Source organism: Sneathiella sp., assembly GCF_002694385.1.
Taxonomy (GTDB): domain Bacteria; phylum Pseudomonadota; class Alphaproteobacteria; order Sneathiellales; family Sneathiellaceae; genus Sneathiella.
Window position 1 is genome coordinate 63,512 of the sequence record NZ_NZMB01000012.1, and the last position, 17,939, is coordinate 81,450.

At 55.2% G+C, this 17,939-nt stretch carries 18 protein-coding genes; 6 read left to right on the forward strand and 12 right to left on the reverse strand.

Going from position 1 to position 17,939, the window contains the following annotated elements; all coding sequences use genetic code 11:
• Positions 1 to 15 precede the first annotated feature (15 nt).
• Positions 16 to 945 (forward strand): 2-hydroxyacid dehydrogenase, encoded by a 930-nt coding sequence (locus CMN55_RS07050; RefSeq protein WP_293948870.1) that lies wholly within the window; start codon positions 16 to 18, stop codon positions 943 to 945.
• A gap of 21 nt (positions 946 to 966) precedes the next feature.
• On the opposite strand, the gene CMN55_RS07055 is transcribed toward CMN55_RS07050, so the two are convergent.
• The 9 genes from CMN55_RS07055 to CMN55_RS07095 form a co-directional block, all read right to left on the reverse strand.
• Complete coding sequence (locus CMN55_RS07055) at positions 967 to 2,346, reverse strand: leucyl aminopeptidase family protein (protein ID WP_293948871.1); 1,380 nt, start codon at positions 2,344 to 2,346, stop codon at positions 967 to 969.
• A gap of 107 nt (positions 2,347 to 2,453) precedes the next feature.
• The gene (locus CMN55_RS07060) at positions 2,454 to 3,476 is read right to left on the reverse strand and encodes a TAXI family TRAP transporter solute-binding subunit (RefSeq protein WP_293948872.1); all 1,023 of its coding nucleotides are present in this window, start codon (positions 3,474 to 3,476) and stop codon (positions 2,454 to 2,456) included.
• 90 nt (positions 3,477 to 3,566) lie between these two features.
• Entirely contained in the window at positions 3,567 to 4,526 is a 960-nt protein-coding gene (locus CMN55_RS07065) for a response regulator (protein WP_293948873.1), read from the reverse strand.
• Between the two features lie 35 nt (positions 4,527 to 4,561).
• On the reverse strand, positions 4,562 to 4,963 hold the full coding sequence (locus CMN55_RS07070) for a PilZ domain-containing protein (protein WP_293948874.1): 402 nt from the start codon (positions 4,961 to 4,963) through the stop codon (positions 4,562 to 4,564).
• Between the two features lie 112 nt (positions 4,964 to 5,075).
• On the reverse strand, positions 5,076 to 5,726 hold the full coding sequence (locus CMN55_RS07075; protein WP_293948875.1) for a hypothetical protein: 651 nt from the start codon (positions 5,724 to 5,726) through the stop codon (positions 5,076 to 5,078).
• A 46-nt stretch (positions 5,727 to 5,772) separates the two neighbouring features.
• The gene (locus tag CMN55_RS07080) at positions 5,773 to 6,300 is read right to left on the reverse strand and encodes a hypothetical protein (protein ID WP_293948877.1); all 528 of its coding nucleotides are present in this window, start codon (positions 6,298 to 6,300) and stop codon (positions 5,773 to 5,775) included.
• 89 nt (positions 6,301 to 6,389) lie between these two features.
• Positions 6,390 to 6,572, reverse strand: coding sequence for a hypothetical protein (locus CMN55_RS07085; RefSeq protein WP_293948879.1), 183 nt, complete (start codon positions 6,570 to 6,572; stop codon positions 6,390 to 6,392).
• 338 nt (positions 6,573 to 6,910) lie between these two features.
• A complete protein-coding gene (locus CMN55_RS07090) occupies positions 6,911 to 7,327 on the reverse strand; it encodes a MarR family winged helix-turn-helix transcriptional regulator (protein ID WP_293948881.1) in 417 nt (138 codons plus the stop codon).
• Positions 7,328 to 7,479: 152 nt separating this feature from the next.
• On the reverse strand, positions 7,480 to 9,657 hold the full coding sequence (locus CMN55_RS07095) for a malate synthase G (RefSeq protein ID WP_293948883.1): 2,178 nt from the start codon (positions 9,655 to 9,657) through the stop codon (positions 7,480 to 7,482).
• A gap of 157 nt (positions 9,658 to 9,814) precedes the next feature.
• Here CMN55_RS07095 and CMN55_RS07100 point away from each other — a divergent pair, with 157 nt between their 5' ends.
• Complete coding sequence (locus CMN55_RS07100; RefSeq protein ID WP_293948885.1) at positions 9,815 to 10,615, forward strand: IclR family transcriptional regulator; 801 nt, start codon at positions 9,815 to 9,817, stop codon at positions 10,613 to 10,615.
• A gap of 10 nt (positions 10,616 to 10,625) precedes the next feature.
• Here CMN55_RS07100 and guaD read toward each other — a convergent pair whose 3' ends face one another.
• Together guaD and CMN55_RS07110 are read right to left on the reverse strand one after the other, a co-directional pair.
• Positions 10,626 to 11,963, reverse strand: coding sequence for a guanine deaminase (gene guaD / locus CMN55_RS07105; protein WP_293948887.1), 1,338 nt, complete (start codon positions 11,961 to 11,963; stop codon positions 10,626 to 10,628).
• A gap of 5 nt (positions 11,964 to 11,968) precedes the next feature.
• Complete coding sequence (locus tag CMN55_RS07110) at positions 11,969 to 12,439, reverse strand: Lrp/AsnC ligand binding domain-containing protein (RefSeq protein WP_366932005.1); 471 nt, start codon at positions 12,437 to 12,439, stop codon at positions 11,969 to 11,971.
• A gap of 228 nt (positions 12,440 to 12,667) precedes the next feature.
• Here CMN55_RS07110 and CMN55_RS07115 point away from each other — a divergent pair, with 228 nt between their 5' ends.
• The 4 genes from CMN55_RS07115 (at position 12,668) to CMN55_RS07130 (ending at position 16,714) form a co-directional block, all read left to right on the forward strand.
• The gene (locus CMN55_RS07115) at positions 12,668 to 13,912 is read left to right on the forward strand and encodes an ABC transporter substrate-binding protein (RefSeq protein WP_293948890.1); all 1,245 of its coding nucleotides are present in this window, start codon (positions 12,668 to 12,670) and stop codon (positions 13,910 to 13,912) included.
• 63 nt (positions 13,913 to 13,975) lie between these two features.
• Complete coding sequence (locus CMN55_RS07120; protein WP_293948892.1) at positions 13,976 to 14,833, forward strand: ABC transporter permease; 858 nt, start codon at positions 13,976 to 13,978, stop codon at positions 14,831 to 14,833.
• Positions 14,834 to 14,837: 4 nt separating this feature from the next.
• On the forward strand, positions 14,838 to 15,677 hold the full coding sequence (locus CMN55_RS07125) for an ABC transporter permease (RefSeq protein ID WP_293948894.1): 840 nt from the start codon (positions 14,838 to 14,840) through the stop codon (positions 15,675 to 15,677).
• Complete coding sequence (locus tag CMN55_RS07130; RefSeq protein WP_293948896.1) at positions 15,674 to 16,714, forward strand: ABC transporter ATP-binding protein; 1,041 nt, start codon at positions 15,674 to 15,676, stop codon at positions 16,712 to 16,714. Before CMN55_RS07125 ends, CMN55_RS07130 begins: the two co-directional genes overlap by 4 nt.
• Positions 16,715 to 16,787: 73 nt before the next feature.
• Here CMN55_RS07130 and CMN55_RS07135 read toward each other — a convergent pair whose 3' ends face one another.
• Positions 16,788 to 17,891 (reverse strand): branched-chain amino acid ABC transporter substrate-binding protein, encoded by a 1,104-nt coding sequence (locus tag CMN55_RS07135; protein ID WP_293948898.1) that lies wholly within the window; start codon positions 17,889 to 17,891, stop codon positions 16,788 to 16,790.
• Between the last annotated feature and the right edge of the window lie 48 nt (positions 17,892 to 17,939).

The following is a 17,939-nucleotide window of genomic DNA, read 5'->3' on the forward strand; positions in this document are numbered from 1 at the left end:
GAAGCGGAGACAAAAATGGCCCTGATGTTCAAAAGCAATATTGATCGACCGGACTGGTGGCGGCGGGAGTTAAACAAATATGTCCCCGATCTTGAAGTCCGCATCTGGCCGGATATTGGCGACCCTGATGAAATCGAGTATGCGCTTTGCTGGAAAATGCCGCATGGAGAGCTCGCGAAATTCAGGAACTTGCGGGCCATTTATTCCCTCGGCGCGGGGGTCGACCATCTGCTCGCCGATCCGGATTTCCCCCGGCACCTGCCCTTCTCGCGCGTGGTCGATCCCAACCTGACCGGCCGCATGACCGAATATGTCGTGCAGCATGTCCTGAACCATCACCGTTTCTGCCACGCCTATGACGCGCAGCAGCGGGAACATGTCTGGAAGGAACATTTCGCTCCTTTTGCAACCGAACGGAAAGTTGGCATTCTCGGCATGGGAGAATTGGGGAGCGGTGCGGCAAGGGCTTTGCAGTTTCTCGGCTTCGATGTCGCCGGGTGGAGCAAGTCACTAAAGAATATCGACGGGGTCACAAGCTTTTTCGGCGATGACCAGTTGAAGGCGTTTCTGGCGCGTACGGAAATTCTTGTCTGCCTGCTCCCCCTCACCCCCGAAACGGAAAACATCCTGAACAGGGATCTTTTCGCCAAGCTGCCGGAAGGGGCAGGCATTATCAATGCCGGGCGGGGCCCGCATCTGGTGGATGAAGACCTGATCCCCGCCCTTGATAGCGGACAGCTTTCCGCTGCGACGCTGGATGTCTTCAGGACAGAGCCCCTGCCTGCCGATCATCCATTCTGGAGCCATCCGAAAATACGGATTACGCCGCATGTCGCCAGCATTTCCGATCCCGCAAGCGTCGCCCGGCTGGTCGCGGAAAATATCATCCGCACCAAGAATGGCGAGCCGCTGCTGAATGCGGTGGATGTCAACAAGGGATACTGAAGAGGTCGTTTAACTCTCCGGTCAGCGACCGTAACGATCCCGGATCAGGGCGAACAGGGCGCGCAGGGCAAACGCCTCTCCGCCAACCGGTCGGCCCGCCCGGGCCCGGTTGTTATAGGCCATGATATCGAAATGCACCCAGCTTTTCGCTGTATCGACAAATTCTTTAAGGAAAAGCCCCGCCGTAATCGCCCCGGCGAAGCCGCCCGATCCCGCATTGTTGATGTCGGCGAATTTGCTGTCGAGGATATGACGATAGTCCTGCCATAACGGCAAGCGCCACACAGGGTCATTTTCCGCCGCTGCATGGGCGGCAATCTCGGCGTAAAGGGCGTCATCATCAGTGAAGGTCGCGGCGATTTCCGTGCCCACCGCAACGCGCGCCGCGCCCGTCAGCGTGGCCATGTCGATCAGCAGCTCCGGCGCCTCTTCATCGGCAGCGGCCAAGGCATCGGCAAGGATCAGACGCCCCTCCGCATCCGTATTGCCGATCTCGACCGTCTTTCCTTTCCGGCTTGTCAGAATATCACCGGGGCGGAAGGCATTGCCGGAAACGGAATTTTCGACCGCCGGGATCAGTACCCGCAGCCGGACCGGCAGCCCGGCATCCATGATCATATAGGCAAGGCCCAGCACCGTTGCCGCGCCACCCATATCCTTTTTCATCATCAGCATGGCGGAAGAGGGTTTAAGATCAAGACCGCCCGTATCGAAGCACACCCCCTTGCCGACCAGTGTTACTTTGGGGGCGGATTTATCACCCCATGTGATGTCGATGAGCCGCGGCGCATCCGCCGCCGCCCGCCCCACCGCATGCACCATCGGGAAGTGGTAGGTCAGCAGATCCTCGCCAATGATATTTGTCTGCTCCGCTTCAAATTCACCTGCCACCTGCGAGGCCGCTGCTTCCAGACCGGAGGGGCCCAGATCGCCAGCGGGCAGGTTGATCAGGTCCCGCACCAGAGTGATCGCCTTCACCGTCCGGCGGACCATATTTTCATCCGCCGCATCCGGCAGGATCAGCGTGGCGAACTCCTTCTTGCTTTTTTTGAAGCGATCAAAGACGTAAGTTGCGAGCGACCAGCCTGTCGCCACCTCCGTCGCTTCTTTCTCAGAAAAATCAGCCGACACCGTATAAAACCCAGGCGGCAATTGCGCCGGAAGGTCAGCCAGCGACCAGATATTCCATGCCCCGTCTTTAATAAAAAGGACTGCGTCAATATCGCCCGCCGAACCGGGAAGTGAGAGGCTCTTGCCCCCTGTCGCTTCAAACCCTTGCGCCGCAATCCAGCCCTTGTGCATTTCCGGCTGCGCGGAAAGCCAGCTATCGAAATTTGCCTTCTCGACAACAACAATCGGTTTCGGGGGGGTATCGGCACGGGTCGCGACATATGGGATCACGGTAAACTCCTTTGATTTTGCACGACCATAGCAAAGCCCCTGATAAGCGACAACTGCAATCCGGCAGGCAGGAACCGCCTCATTCACGAAGTGGTCCGCGGGCGTGTTTACTGTTCAAGAAGGCCGATTTGTTTGTAATATAATGCGGCACCGGGATGCAGCGGAACCGTGACGCCTTTCAGCGCCGTATCGAGATGGATCAGCAACCCTTTTGAATGGCCGCGATCAAGCAAATGGCGATTTCTCGGGTTCCACAATGCTTTGGTGAGTTCATAGACCAGCTCGTCCGACGCATGCTCACTGATTATCCACTGGGTACTGACGGCTAGTGTCGGGGTGGCGTCAATATTGCGATACGTGCCTGCCGGTATATGCGAAAGGCTGTAATATCCTGTCTTTTCAACCAGCTTCTCGACAACCTTTCCACCAATCGGAACCAGATCGACAATCTCCAGATCAGCGAGTTCCGAGACCGCCGCGGCAGGATATCCTGCGACAAAGAAGAATGCGTCGAGTTCGCCATTCAGCATCATGGTGACGGCTTTATTCGGGCCCGCCATAACCGCCTTGATATTCTTAAGCCGCAATCCATATGCGTTAAGAATTTCCAGGGCATTGACACGCGTTCCCGATCCTTCCGAATCAATTGATACTCGCTTGCCCTTGAGATCGGCTACTGTCCGGATACCCGCATCCGTCCGAACGACGAGATGAATATCCTCCGGATACAGATTGGCGATGACACGGATATTTCCAACCGGCTTTTTCTTGGCATAAATGCCGGTGCCATTATAGGCGGCGGCAATGATATCCGATTGCGCGAGCGCGGTCTCAAACAGGCCATGAGAAACCCCGTTGATGTTATCGACGGACCCATGGGTTGTCTGGGCCGTTGCGATCAGTCCCGGCACACCGCAGGAACCGCCATCCTCACAGGCGCGGCTGCCCGGCGGGCTGGAAATCACGGATGCGATCAGTGTGCCGATGGGGTAATAAGTCCCCGCCGTCGATCCGGTGCCGATCCGCAGGAACGAGATATTCTGCGCGCTGAGCACGCCCATCATAAAAATCAAGGCCACAAGCGAACAGAGTAACAGGCTTGCGTATTTCCTTGCATTTATGAAAGACACAGACACTCCCTCCCCCCGTTTAGCCAAATCATAATTTAATATTAGTCTTTTAATATCAGGAACAAAGCAGGGAATGCAAAAAAACACGCCTCAGGCAAAGGAATGTTTCCCTTTCATGGCGGCGCGGGCGCCTGTCGGCCGGGGCGATAGGGTCCCCGCCTTATGAAGGCGGTTGGAAAGATCGCGTATATCGAACACGAGACCCGATGAATGATGCAGCTCCTGACACCCCCGGTGGATCGCATAAGGAAGTTGCGAAACCAGATCCTGATCTTTACCGGTGAGCGCCCCTTTCTCCACATATAATCGGGTCAGCAGGCCATCCAGAGCATCACAAAGAGACAGGATATGCTCATACCCCGATCCTTTTACCGCCGCCATCAGGGCAAGATTCCGCTCCCGCATGACGGCGAGAACCTCCTTGCGGTCGCCGGGTGATCCGGCCGTGCCGGATAAAAGTACAACCGCAGAAGCAAGGCGCAGGACATGTTCGGAATAAGCCGCAATTTTCCGTTCATTGACCGCCCGCATCGCCAGCTTGATTGTTTCGGGTGTTGCCGCCAGTTCCGGCATATTCTCGACCTTGGCACGCAACGAATTCGGGACAATCAATGTGGGAAGGGATGACGGATTGCGTAATGCCGCCCGCCGGTCGGGTCCAATATAGTCCGCTGTCACAACGAAAGGTTTGCGGGCATTGATCAAATGCCGAAGGCGCGTAAATATCTGGGTTCGGGACATGGGGCGCAAGATCAGATCGTCCGCGCCTGCATTTATCACATCCCTGACCACATCCGGCCCGGTATGCCAGATCGACAGCACAACATTGACAAAGGGGTCCTTACCGACCCTGCTGTGGCGGATATCGCGAATGATATGATGGGTATCGGACTGCGCACTTGCCGTTTCGGCAATAACCAGATCGAACTTTTCCTGTTCGAGCTTGCGGGAAAAATCCGCTTCATCGCCAGAGGCAATGACCTCGCCAAAACCGATGTTCAAAAGCGCGCTTCTGATACTTTGCCGCATGGAGGGTTCGGGGTCATACAACAGAACCGCCGCAGGCTGAAAGCGCGGATCAGACATCAGGCCGGACGATTGTCAAAACCGGGGATGAGCTTCTGAAGCCTTGCAAGGATCTGTTTCGGATCTTCCGAAAATTGCAGACCAATCTTGTTGCCACGACGCCAGACCAGATCACAACGCAGAATGCCGAGCTGTGATGTCTGCAGCAGAAGGTTGTTCTTCTCAAAGAACAGCCCATCCACATCGATACGGGCACCATTCGCCGAAATATCCTTGATAATGCCGCAGACTTCCCGTTCTTCCTCGTGCAGACAGGCATTGCCCCGCTCCGCCCGGATAGTTGCCTGCCACTGGACATCTGCCCGGCGATATCGTCTGTCCGCTGCCGTACCGGTTGATCTGTGATCCTCCTCGAAGTCGAGTGCTCTCAACATTTTCTTGATATCATTTGCAATGATCATTTCAGTTCTCTGTCCTAGATGGCCACTTCCCGGCCATTTACAATCGCAATTGCAAACCATTGATCAGTTAATCAACAAACTGTTAAAAATTCGCAAATTTATAGGGAGAATCTTACCAATCACTGCATTTGGCGTATGTCGCGGTGTAGGACTGCGTTGTATCAATGGCATCATTGGCCGCAAGGCGCGCTGCATTGAAGTCATCCAATAATGGGTCTAGCTCAAATCGCAGCCGGTTGCCGATGGATTGCCCCGCCCGCTTCACATCACTCGTATAGAACGGCCGGATTGCCGCAGACCGCGCCGCCAGCTCTTTTTCAATCTTCGGAACATACTCGCGGACAATCCGCTCGTTAATGCGCACATGTTCCATTTCATGGTTCAGGATCGCATCATAGGCGCAGCTTCCCTGCCGGTATTTTCGCGCCACATAGACGTCGGTTGATCGGGCGCCGAAGCTGAATTTCACCCGCTCCAGCCGGATGCAGCGCTTGCCGTTCCGAGCCTCGCGGAATTTTGTTTCAACGGCAATATTCGGACCCGTAAAAGCATAGGTCAGGCCCAGCAAGCTGGCCTGATTGAGGGAACGCGCATAGCCGCTCTGCCGGGCAACCTCCGCGATCTGGTCAGAGGATTTGCTGTTATCGAATTGCGGCGGCGCTATCAGGCCTTCAACCTGGATTTCCGGCTTGACCCAGATGTCGAGACAATCGCCGTCGGTTTCTTGTGCAAGCGCGCGTTGTGGATTCCACAGGCTCACCATGACAGCAATCGCGACCGACCATAAAAAGCCATGCCGAGATGAATATCTAGCCGAACAAGGCACTGATCGCCTCCTGATCAAGCGGTCCTTCCTTCCCGTCTTTTCGGACAAGAGCTGGAGAGGCCTTCGGAACATATCCATTTATTATCCCGCCGGCCTTGTCGATCAGGCCGCGAATTGTCTGACAGCGCGCCACGACCGCCGCATCTTCGGAGTTCGCCTCATTTGCCGTTAATGTCTCACGGAAATGCTGTTGCAATCCCTGTATTTCATCATCAAGCTGCTGGGTGATCCTCTCCAGGGTCAACCTGTATTCCGGCGGCGAATAGGGATAGGCTTCAATGGCGAGTTCCCGATCCGCAATACCGCTCTGGCGAAAATGATCAAGATAGGAACAGGGCTGCCAGTCGCTAAAATCCTCCAACATCTCCGGCATATCCGCAACCATTTCAGCCAGCATCAGCGCTTCATTAAAATGATTGAGATAGTCCGTCGCCAGTAGCGTCAGATCATTTATGTTGGTATTTCTGGCGCGGAGCCGAAAGGTTTCCCGCACACTTGTCGCAACATTCATCTTGACCGCATTCCGTTTGATACCGACCGGTTCGATCCGGCCAAATACAGAATGTTACGATTATTTGATTAAAGAAGTGTTTTTTCCGATCAATCGAGAAGCGCGGCCGTTTCCGGTGGCGTCGTCCCTTTGTCGTCCTGATGGCGTTCCTGCACAAAAAAAGTAACCGACAATAGCAATGTCAGCAGAAAAACCGAGGATGAAAGGATAAGCTTTGAATAACAGCCTTTCACTGAAAGCGTTTTGCCCATGTCACTGAACATCATTCCCATCTTACCCCCTATCCCTGTAACAGATCCATTTCCGTTCCGAAATCAAGTATAGGAAACAGGTCTCATCGGAACTAGCGTTTTGGTTGTTCCGAGAAGTTTTTTTACACTTTTAAACATACATCCTTAAAAGTGCGAATACGAAATAAAGAACAACCACAAGATATAGCCTCTCTTCCCTCATCCCTCACAAGTCGCAATCAGCTTTTTTTGAGTGAATGGAAGACAGTGTTGATCCGTTCAGCCGAATCGGGGGAATTCCGCTCATTATCAAGAGGACAGCTCGTCATCCGGCAAGCCGGAGCCGTTCTGACCGAAGGCCCAGATGCCCTGGTTGATGCTTAAATGATATCGTGGAATTTCTTCAACAGCTCAATCAAACGCGCATGATCCTCTGCCCCGAGACCAGCAATCACCTTTGCCTCGATCTCTTTCACCTTCTCTTCAAGGGCTTCGAGTTCCGCCTCTCCCTTTTCGGTGAGGCGCACCGCATAGGCGCGCTTGTCGCCAGCCACCGCCGCGCGCAGGATCAGACCGTCCTTTTCGAACTTGTTCAGGATCGGCACGAGGGAGGAACGGTCAAGACCGGCGGCCTCCGCAATGGCGCTCTGCGTCCGGCCGGGGTTCTCATGAATGATTGCCATGACGGAATACTGTCCGGTCATCAGCTTTTTTCCTGCGGCGGTTGCAAAGCTGCTCTGCGCCCTCAAGGTCGCCTTGCGCATATGAAACCCGACGATTCCGTCAAGGCTCGTCATTTCCATTTCGGACGCAGATTGCCGACCGTTCTTCAATTTTGCTCCCGACATCTTATATTGACCGCCCCTGTTACAGGCTATGACAGACAGGTTATCTATTTGATATGCCTGTTATAGCCACAGAGATAGCGGAAAGACAAGAAAATGCGGGATTATTGGGCCTTCGCCTCAATCCGTCGCGCATGCAGGATTGGCTCGGTGTAGCCACTTGGCTGCTCCCTCCCGCGGAAGACGAGGTCACAAGCCGCCTTGAAGGCGACTGATGTTTGGAAGTTCCCGGCCATTGGCCTATACAGTGGATCACCGGCATTCTGTTCGTCAACAACAGCGGCCATACGCTCCATGGTTTCTGTGACCTGTGCTTCACTACAAATACCATGATGTAACCAGTTCGCGATATGCTGGCTGGAGATGCGCAAGGTCGCCCGGTCTTCCATGAGGCCGACATTATTGATGTCCGGCACCTTGGAGCATCCGACGCCCTGATCAACCCAGCGCACCACATAGCCCAGAATGCCCTGCGCATTATTATCAAGCTCAGCCTGCACCTGTTGCTCCGAGAGATTCTCCCCTTTCAGAAGAGGCGGCGTCAGGATGCTGTCCAGACTTGCCCGCCCGCGGGAGACGATTTCCTGCTGGCGCTCCTTCACAGAGACTTCATGATAATGCAGGGCATGCAGGGTCGCCGCCGTCGGGGAGGGAACCCAGGCGCAATTGGCGCCCGCTTTCGGATGACCGACTTTCGCCGTCATCATCTTGGCCATTTCATCGGGCATGGCCCACATGCCCTTGCCGATCTGCGCATGGCCCGGCAGGCCCACTTCAAGGCCGATGTCAACATTCCAGTCTTCATAGGAAGCGATCCACGGCTCGCCCTTCGCATCGTCCTTGCGCATGAAGGGGCCTGCTTCCATGCTGGTGTGGATCTCATCGCCCGTCCGGTCAAGAAAGCCCGTATTGATGAAAAAGATCCGGTCTTTTACCGCCCGGATACATTCCTTCAGATTGACGGTCGTCCGGCGTTCCTCATCCATCACCCCGACCTTGAGGCTGTTGCGCGGCAGGCCGAAGCCATCCTCAACCGCCGCGAAAAGATCATTGGTGAAGGCGACTTCCTCCGGTCCATGCATTTTCGGCTTCACGATATACAGGCTGCCTGCCCGGCTGTTGCGAAACCGGCCAAGACCTTTAAGATCGTGCAACGCCGCAGCCGTCGTCATCACAGCATCCAGAATGCCTTCCGGAATTTCATGTCCATCGGCGTCCAGCACGGCCCCGGTCGTCATCAAATGCCCGACATTGCGCACCAGCAACAGGCTGCGCCCATGCAGCGTGAATTTTTTCCCTGCGGGATCAAGATAGCTTCTGTCCCCATTCAGGGTCCGGGTGACAACCTTACCGCCCTTCTCAAACCTGTCTTCAAGATCCCCCTTCATTAGCCCCAACCAGTTGCGATAGACCAGCGCCTTGTCCTCGGCATCGACGGCAGCAACCGAATCTTCGCAGTCCTGAATAGTGGAAAGGGCGGATTCCATCAGGATATCCTTCACACCGGCCGGATGATCCCTGCCAACCGGATGGGACGCATCAATCTGGATATCCAGATGCAGGCCGTTTTTACGCAGCAGCACCGATGTCGGAGTCGCATCGCCAAGATATCCGGCAAATTGGGACGGATCGGCAAGCGTGCTCTCACTGCCATCGGCAAGTTTGGCAACAAGCTTCCGGCCACCCGGCCCATCACTCAGTCGGTAGGCCGTCACCTCCTTATGGCTACCTTTCGCGAGCGGTGCCGCCCGGTCCAGTACACCAAAGCCATATTCGATGACTTTCTGGCCGCGTACAGGGTTATATCCCGTGCCTTTTTCCGCGCCGTCCGTCTCCGGCAGAATATCCGTGCCATAGAGCGCATCATACAGGCTGCCCCAGCGGGCATTCGCGGCGTTGAGAGCATAACGGGCATTCATCACCGGCACCACAAGCTGCGGCCCTGCCACATCGGCAATTTCAGGATCGACATTCACCGTCGTCACCTGAAAAGCAGGGCCCTCCGGCACCAGATAGCCTATTTCTTCGAGGAAGGATTTATAGGCCTTCGCGTCATGCGGCTTTCCTTTTGCCGCCAGATGCCATGCGTCAATTTTTGCCTGCAATCTCTCACGCTTTTCCAGCAGGGCACGGTTTCGCGGCGCAAACTCCGTCACGATATCTGCGAGCAGCTTCCAGAGTTTCTCAACCGGAACATCCAGTCCCGGCAGGATTTCCTTTTCCACAAGATCGGCAATTTCCGGGGCAACTTGAAGCCCGGCTTTCATCACATGTTCAGCCATCTCAACTCTTTCATTATCCGGATCAGTTTTCTGCGGCGGCTCATGTCCGCCGGATTTGTTAAGCGAATATTGACATGCCCGCCGCCAGGAATAAACTAAAATGGAAATATTTTCATATTATGGAATTTATAAATCTCGCAGAAGGATAAATTGCGTCATGAAAGCAACGGCACGGGGCGAACCCGTCGCGCGGTCGGGTCAAGTACAATCCCTGACGCGGGCGCTCTCCATCCTGAATATAATCGCCGACGCCCCGCCCGGCCTGTCGCTGACCGCCATTGCCAAGTCGCTGTCCCTGCCCCCGTCCACAGCGCACCGGCTGCTCACAACGTTGCAGGAAGAACGATACGTTCAGTATGACAGGGACAGCAGTCGGTGGCAGATCGCCATGCGCGCCTTTGTGACCGGAAACGGATTCCTTGTCTCGCGCGATCTGTCAACCGTGGCGCGCCCCTATATGCGACGATTGATGGAACTGAGCGGGGAAACGGTCAATCTGGCCATTGCCGATGGCGACAAGGCGATTTACCTCGCACAGGTGGAAAGCCGCGAGATGATGCGGGTCTTTTCCAAACCCGGGAATAGCGTCCCGCTGCATTGTTCCGGCGTTGGCAAGGCCATTCTGATGGCTATGCCGGAAAAAGATGTCGGTCGAATTATTGAAATGCGCGGCCTTGCAAAACTGACCGACAAGACAATTGTCGAGCCAGAACGGCTGCATCACGAACTGGCAGAGGCGAAGGAGCGCGGTTTTGCCCTCGATGACGAAGAACATGCCATCGGTCTTCGCTGCGTTGCGGCGCTGATCTATGATGAACATGCGGAACCCCTGGCCGGGCTTTCCATATCCGGCCCGGCGGCCCGCATCTCACGGGAACGAATGATAGAACTCGGCAACATCACCAAAATGATCGCCGACGAAGTGACGGCTGCTCTCGGCGGTCGCTTGCCTGCCTGACTGCAGCCGTTTAAAATCCGGAGAAATTTCCCCCACCGATTTCTACATCTCTCTCATAAACCCTCTCCCCGGCCACATAGGTTGCCCGGACAGCGCGATCATCCCCCAGCATCATCAGAACGAACAGTAATTCCTCAAGACTTTCCGCATGCCCGGTGCGGTAAGAGAGAAGTGGCGTCGCTTTCAGATCCAACACGATCACATCCGCCTCGAACCCGACGCCAAGCGATCCGATTTTATCTTCCAGATACAGAGCTTCGGCCGAGCCCCGTGTCGCCAGATAAAAGGCCTGATGGGCATTCAGCGCAAATCCATTGAGCTGGGCCGTCTTGTAGGCTTCATTCATACTGACGAGCTGCGAGAAATTCGTGCCCCCGCCAAGGTCGGTCGCAAGGCCGGTCCGAACGGAGGGCGTCCCCGTCATGGCCCGCTCCAGTCGGAATAGCCCACTGCCCAAAAACAGATTTGACGTCGGGCAATGAGCAAGCGCCGTTCCTGTCTCAGCGAAGAGGCGGAAGTCGTCCTCTGTGAAATGAACGCCATGGCCATAAATGGCGCGCGGGCCGAGCTGACCATAGTGATCATAAATATCGGCATAACTCTTGCGACCCGGAAACAGGGACATCGCCCAGTCAATTTCCGACAGATTCTCGGAAATATGCGATTGCAGATAGCTTCCCGGATATTCCCGCCACAGTGCCCCGGCAAGTTCCATCTGCGCCTCTGTACTCGTCGGGGCGAAACGGGGGGTCACCGCATAAAGCGCCCGACCCGCCCCGTGCCATTTCTCCATCAGCGCCTTGCTGTCATCATAGCCACTTTGCGCCGTATCCCGCAGGGCTTCAGGCGCCTGTCGGTCCATCAAAAGCTTTCCGGCGATAGTGCGCATATTGATCTTTGCCGTCGTCTCAAAGAAGGCATCAACGGACTGCGGATGAACCGTACAAAAAACCCCTGCCGTCGTGGTTCCAGCGCGTAGCAATTCTTTCAAAAAGACTTCGGCGGTCGCCAGCGCATAGGCTTTATCCGCAAATTTCTGTTCGGTAACGAAGGTATATTTGTTGAGCCAGTCAATAAGTTGCTTGCCATAGGCGCCGATCATTTCGGTCTGCGGATAATGCACATGGCAGTCGATAAACCCGGGACAGATGAGGGCATCTTCATAACGGGTGATCGGCACCTCCGGCGAGAGCGTGGGGAGCATCTCATCTGCGGCACCGAAGCCTGTAATCTGCCCGGCTTCCATCACCAGCAGGGCATCCTCCTCATAATGCAGACAGTCCCTAACGGACCGGGTGAAGGGGTTGTCCCGATAAGTGAGGGCGCGGCCCCGGATCGCTTTCTGCATACGCCCTATTTCCCATACGCCACGGACATGGGCAGGGTTACCTCGTCCTTCACAACCTCCATGACGACATAGGTATGGGTTTGCAGGACATGGGGCAGCCGGGAAATCGTATTGCCCAGCAGCTCCCGATAGGAGGTTATATCCCGGGTCCGGACCTTCAAAAGATAGTCGAAACCGCCTGCCATCATCATACAGGACTGTATCTCCGGCACATCCTGAACGGCATCATTAAAGGCCTCAAGATCCGGCGCCGTGGTACGGGAAAGCTGCACCTGCACCATCACCACATGCCCGGCATCGACAGTTACCGGGTCCAGCGCCGCAAAATAACCCCGGATGGCGCCTGCTTTCTCCAGCCTTTTGACCCGCTCCGCGCAGGGCGTTTTGGTTAAATTGACACGCCGGGACAGCTCGACCATGGAAATACGCCCATTTTCCTGAATTTCGCGTAAAATGCGAAAGTCTGTCCTGTCCAGACCCTGATCCACCATCTTAATTTCCTGTATTGGGCTCTCATTTCACCATATTCGATTTAATCAAATAACGGCGATATTGCCCAGCAAATTCCTGTAATGGGAATTTTGCCTCACATTTCAACCAGGTCTCGAAATTGTGTTACCATCATAAAAATTGGGGGAGGACGCCCCGGCCACTATTCGCTAGGATGAGCGAAACAGAATTTCCATCACACTATCCGAAAGACCATGACAGGCACCCGTTTCATATTCCGAACATTCCGGCGCTACTGCTGCCACTTTGCCATATTTGCCATACTGACGTATCCTCTGACGATCCATGCCAGCGAGGCGGAGTTCAAAAACTGGGATGAAGTGGTCGACGCGGCGAAGGGAGGCACGGTCAACTGGTTTCTGTGGGGCGGTGCCGATAACATAAACGCCTATGTTTCAGACTATGTCGGCGGAGAATTGAAAAAACGCTATGACATAACGCTTAACCGCATCGGCCTTAGCGATACGGCGGAAGCGGTCAATCTGGTCCTTGGTGAAAAGCAGGCCGGGAATGATGACAACGGGTCGGTTGACATGATCTGGATCAACGGCGGTAACTTTCGCACCATGAAGCAGGGGGATCTGCTGTACTGCGGATATACGGATCTGCTACCGAACAACCAACTGGTTGATTGGACAGATCCCTCCATCGCCAATGACTTCGGCCTGCCGGTGGACGGCTGCGAGGTGCCATGGAACCGTGCGCAGTTCGCCTTCGCCTATGACATTGCGCGCACGGAAACCCCACCCGAAAGCATTGCCGCGCTGATTGATTGGGTGAAACAGAATCCGGGGAGCTTCACCTATCCGGCCGCCAGTGATTTCAACGGCAGCGTCTTTATCCGCCATGTCTTTTATCATGCGGCAGGCGGGGTCGAAAAGCTGCTGGGTCCCTTTGATCAGACGACATACGATGCGGTGGCGCCAAAAGCCTGGGCAATTCTGAATGACATGAAGCCTTATCTCTGGCGGGAAGGGACCACCTATCCAAATTCCATCGCCAGTCTCGCGCAACTTTTCGCCAACCAGGAGGTCTCCCTCTATTTCGACTATGATCCGGCTATTTTCGGGATTAATGTGGAGAATGGCATTTTTCCCGAGACGACACGCTCTTATGGCCTGGCTGACGGGACGATCGGCAATATCAACTATGTCGCCATTCCATACAATTCACCCAACAAGGCGGCGGCCATGGTGACAGCAAATTTTCTGCTGTCTTTTGAGGCGCAGTTCGAAAAGGCAAAGGCCGATGTCTGGGGGGCGGCGCCCGCCATTGATGTCGCGCGTCTGCGGCAGGAGGAACAGACGCATTTCGCCGCTCTGCCTCGTAATCCGGCCGTCATTGCGCCGGAGATACTGGCGCGTCATGCCCTGCCCGAGCTTCACCCCGACTGGATCAGCGCCATTGAAACGGGCTGGCAGGAATATGTTGCAAAATAGCGCAGTATCACCACCCTTGTCATAACGGCCGGGAACGGATTATCCCATTAGCAGGATCGGCTCATGAATGAGCGATGGAAAATATCCCTGATGCTGGCCCCTGCGGTCCTGATAATAGCGGGGCTGTTTCTGGGCGGCCTCCTGCTCGGCATAATGGGTAGTCTCGGTTATATGCCCTTTATCGGACGTCATGATTGGAGTTTTGATGCCTATCGCGAAATTGTCACGTCAGAGCGTTTTTATCACTCCTTCCTTCTTACTTTTCATATTGCGTTTACCTCGACGATTATCGCCTCTGTCATCGCCATGGGGGCCGCGCTTGTTCTCAGAAAAAGTTTCTTCGGACGCCGTGTCATTCAGTTTCTGTTTCACCTTAATCTCACCGTTCCGCACCTCGTCGGGGCTATCGGCATTCTCTATCTCTTCTCCCAGTCCGGTTTTTTTGCGCGCCTTGCCCATGAATTTCATCTGATCGCACGTCCGGCGGATTTTCCGGCCCTCGTGTACGATCCCTTCGCCATCGGTATTATCCTGCAATATGTATGGAAGGAAGTGCCCTTTATCGGCCTGATCCTGCTCGCCAACATGCAAAGCCTCAGCCATGACTACGAAGCCGTTGCGCGCTCCCTCGGTGCAAGCCGCTGGCAGAGTTTTCGCCATGTCCTGTTGCCGCTCCTCAGTCCCGGCCTGCTGGCTGCCGCAATGATCGTTTTCGCTTTTACCTTCGGCGCCTATGAAATTCCCGCGCTGCTCGGGCAGAATTATCCTGCCGCGCTGCCCGTTCTCGCCTATCAGGCTTTCACCGATACCGATCTTAACGCCCGCCCGGCGGCCCTCGCCATGGCGATGGTCATTGCCATCATGAGCGCGCTGATGATTTTCGCTTATGCCCGGCTGACCCGGCGCTATGTGCGGGCCTGAAATAATGCAGGAACGCACGCATATTGTCCGTTCGAAAAATGGCCTGTCCCCGCTTGTGTGGCTATCCCTTGCCCTGCTGGTGACCTGGCTTGTCCTGCCGCTAGTCCCGCTGGCTGTCTGGTCCGTGAGCCGAAGCTGGTTTTTCCCTGATATCGCCCCCTCCGCTTATAGCCTGCGGGCCTGGGAGTATGTTCTTTCTCCGACATCCGAAGTCCTGCCTGCACTTGGGACCACCCTGATCATTGCCCTCGGCGTCACCATTTTATCCATCCTGATCGGGCTTCCGGCGGGGCGGGCGCTTGGGCTTTACCGCTTTCGGGGGAAAGCCCTGATTGAGCTTCTTATTCTGGCGCCGACAATTGTGCCGGGCATCGCCGTTGCCCTTGGCCTGCATGTGGTATTTCTGAAGGCGGGGCTGGCCGGAACGATGAGCGGCGTACTGATCGTGCATCTGATCCCGACGCTGCCCTATATGGTGCTGGTCATGGCGGGCGTTTTTGCAAACTATAATCCGGATGCGGAAGCGCAGGCCCGCAGCCTTGGAGCAAACCGCCTTCAGGCATTCCGATATGTCACCCTGCCGGCCATCCTGCCCGGTCTGCTGATCGGTTCCCTCTTCGCCTTTCTGGTTTCCTGGAGCCAGTATATTCTTACTCTGCTGATCGGCGGCGGACGGGTTGTGACCTTACCGTTGCTGCTGTTCAATTTCGCAAGCGCCGGGCGTAACGACATCACCGGCGCGATCGGCATGATCTATATCCTCCCCGGCATGATTCTGCTGGTTTTTGCCGCCCGCTATATGTCTGGCCGAAATCAAGCCTATACCGCTACGGGGCAGATATGACAGAAGTTGCCTTGCGAAATCTTTGCAAAACTTATCCGGGCGCGGACAAAGCCGTCGTTGATGATATCTCTCTGCATATCAAAAGCGGTTCTTTGACCGCCCTGCTCGGCCCGTCTGGCTCCGGCAAATCGACAATCCTCAAGATGATTGCGGGTCTACTTTTCCCCACATCCGGTGATATCCTTGTCGGCGGACACTCCGTCCTGTCACTGCCGCCTGAGAAACGGGACATCGTCTTGATCTTTCAGGACAATCTTCTTTTTCCCTATCTTAGCGTTGCGGAAAATATCGGCTTTGGCCTCAGGATGCGGCGGCGGCCAAAAGCGGAAATAGCAGATGCCGTGCATGCGATTATGAATCTTATGCAGATCCGCGGGCTGGAGAAGCGGAAACCTTTCGAACTTTCCGGCGGTCAACAACAGAGAGTGGCCCTTGCCCGGGCGTTGGTGCTCCGCCCCCGGCTTCTGCTGCTGGATGAGCCTTTTTCAAATCTTGATGCCTCTCTGCGCCTCGAAATGCAGTCCCTGCTGAAGGAACTGCACCGCGAAACCGGCACGACCATGCTGTTCGTGACCCATGACCAATCAGAAGCCGTCCGGCTTGCCGACCGGATTGCCCTGATCTTTCACGGGCAGCTTCGTCAGTATGACGCGCCGGATGCGTTCTACAACCGGCCCCATGACCGCAGCGTCGCTGAATTTTTCGGCGGCCGAAATTTTATCGACGGCACCTTAAAGGAAGACCATTTTGAATGCGCCCTCGGCCATCTGAAAATGCCCGCAGATACGCCATCACATGGGAGTATTCTGACCTTTCGGCCAGAAAATATTATTATCGGGGAGACTTCCTCTGCAACAAACAGGATCACCGCAATACTGGAAGGCCGGCAATTTCTGGGTGAGAGGACAATACTCCACCTACGATGCGGGCCCGCAATGTTCGAAGCCTATAGCTCCCCCCTTGCGGCGGCCTCATACGTGATCGGCCAGCCTTTATCCGTCTGTCTTCCGCCAGATTCCCTCTGGCTCCTGCCCTGATGCGAATAGGACATGATAAAGGCCCCGGAAGCCGAAGCTGCCGGGGCCCGATATCAGTCCGCAAGAGACTTAATTATTTATAGTCGTACTTGCCATCTTTCCATTCATACCAGACATAACCCGGCAGGGTAACATCACCCTTGTCATCAAAGGACAGCTCACCCAGAACGGTGTTGAACTTGCCTGAGTTCAGGGCTTCAATGACCTTGCCTTCTTCAACAGACTTGGCGGCTGTTGCGGCCTGTGCCCATGCCTGAACCGCGGCATAGGTGTAAAGGACGTAACCTTCCGGCTCGATGCCCTTTTCGCGGAATTTGGCGACCAGTTCATCAACGCCCGGATTTTTCCGGGGGTCCGGCGAGAAGGTCATCAGCGTACCTTCACCGGCATCACCCGTGATGGACCAGTATTCATCTGTCACAAGCGCGTCACCGGAAACAAGCTGGGTATCCATACCCTGATCGCGCATCTGACGGACGATCAGACCAGCTTCGGTGTGATAACCGCCCACATAGGCAATGTTGATGCCTTCCTGCTTCATTTTAGAAACAAGAGCCGTATAGTCCTTTTCACCGGCGGTATAGGCTTCATACATGGTTGCCTCTGCGCCATCGGCTTCCATTGCCGCCTTGGTTTCATCGGCAAGTCCCTTACCATAGGCCGTCTTGTCATGCAGGATGGCAATTTTCTTGCCGCCCTTTGCTTGTTCCGCAAGATAGGCGCCAGCAACAACACCCTGCTGATCATCCCGGCCGCAAACACGATAGACATTTGGTCCGCCTTCATCCGTCAGCTTCGGATTTGTCGATGCGGGAGAGATCTGGATAATCCCTTCCTCGGTATAAACAGCAGAGGCCGGAATGGAAGAGCCGGAACAGAAATGGCCTGCCATAAAGACAACGCCCTTGGAAGCCATCTGGTTGGCGACGGCCACCGCCTGTTTCGGATCGCAGGCATCATCTCCGATTTCCAACGTCAGCATTTCGCCATTCACGCCGCCAGCGGCGTTAATATCCGCCACCGCCTGTTCGGCGCCCGCTTTCATCTGCTGTCCAAAACTTGCATACTGGCCGGTCATCGGACCCGCGGTTGCAATGGCGATGTCCGCCCAAGCCGCTGTCGAGGTCATCATCATGCCCATCGACAGTGCCGACATGGCAACTAAAATCTTTTTCATTTTCACACTCCCAGTTGATTGAAAAACAAATTCTACCGTACGCTGGTT

Bases quoted from the DNA above. Each gene is read 5' to 3' on its own strand.
- CMN55_RS07085 (WP_293948879.1), bottom strand. From the start codon at position 6,572: ATGGGAATGATGTTCAGTGACATGGGCAAAACGCTTTCAGTGAAAGGC.
- CMN55_RS07130 (WP_293948896.1), top strand. From the start codon at position 15,674: ATGACAGAAGTTGCCTTGCGAAATCTTTGCAAAACTTATCCGGGCGCG.
- CMN55_RS07100 (WP_293948885.1), top strand. From the start codon at position 9,815: ATGAAAGCAACGGCACGGGGCGAACCCGTCGCGCGGTCGGGTCAAGTA.
- CMN55_RS07075 (WP_293948875.1), bottom strand. From the start codon at position 5,726: ATGGTGAGCCTGTGGAATCCACAACGCGCGCTTGCACAAGAAACCGAC.
- CMN55_RS07120 (WP_293948892.1), top strand. From the start codon at position 13,976: ATGAATGAGCGATGGAAAATATCCCTGATGCTGGCCCCTGCGGTCCTG.
- CMN55_RS07125 (WP_293948894.1), top strand. From the start codon at position 14,838: ATGCAGGAACGCACGCATATTGTCCGTTCGAAAAATGGCCTGTCCCCG.
- CMN55_RS07135 (WP_293948898.1), bottom strand. From the start codon at position 17,891: ATGAAAAAGATTTTAGTTGCCATGTCGGCACTGTCGATGGGCATGATG.
- guaD (WP_293948887.1), bottom strand. From the start codon at position 11,963: ATGCAGAAAGCGATCCGGGGCCGCGCCCTCACTTATCGGGACAACCCC.
- CMN55_RS07095 (WP_293948883.1), bottom strand. From the start codon at position 9,657: ATGGCTGAACATGTGATGAAAGCCGGGCTTCAAGTTGCCCCGGAAATT.
- CMN55_RS07050 (WP_293948870.1), top strand. From the start codon at position 16: ATGGCCCTGATGTTCAAAAGCAATATTGATCGACCGGACTGGTGGCGG.
- CMN55_RS07115 (WP_293948890.1), top strand. From the start codon at position 12,668: ATGACAGGCACCCGTTTCATATTCCGAACATTCCGGCGCTACTGCTGC.
- CMN55_RS07080 (WP_293948877.1), bottom strand. From the start codon at position 6,300: ATGAATGTTGCGACAAGTGTGCGGGAAACCTTTCGGCTCCGCGCCAGA.
- CMN55_RS07070 (WP_293948874.1), bottom strand. From the start codon at position 4,963: ATGATCATTGCAAATGATATCAAGAAAATGTTGAGAGCACTCGACTTC.
- CMN55_RS07090 (WP_293948881.1), bottom strand. From the start codon at position 7,327: ATGACGAGCCTTGACGGAATCGTCGGGTTTCATATGCGCAAGGCGACC.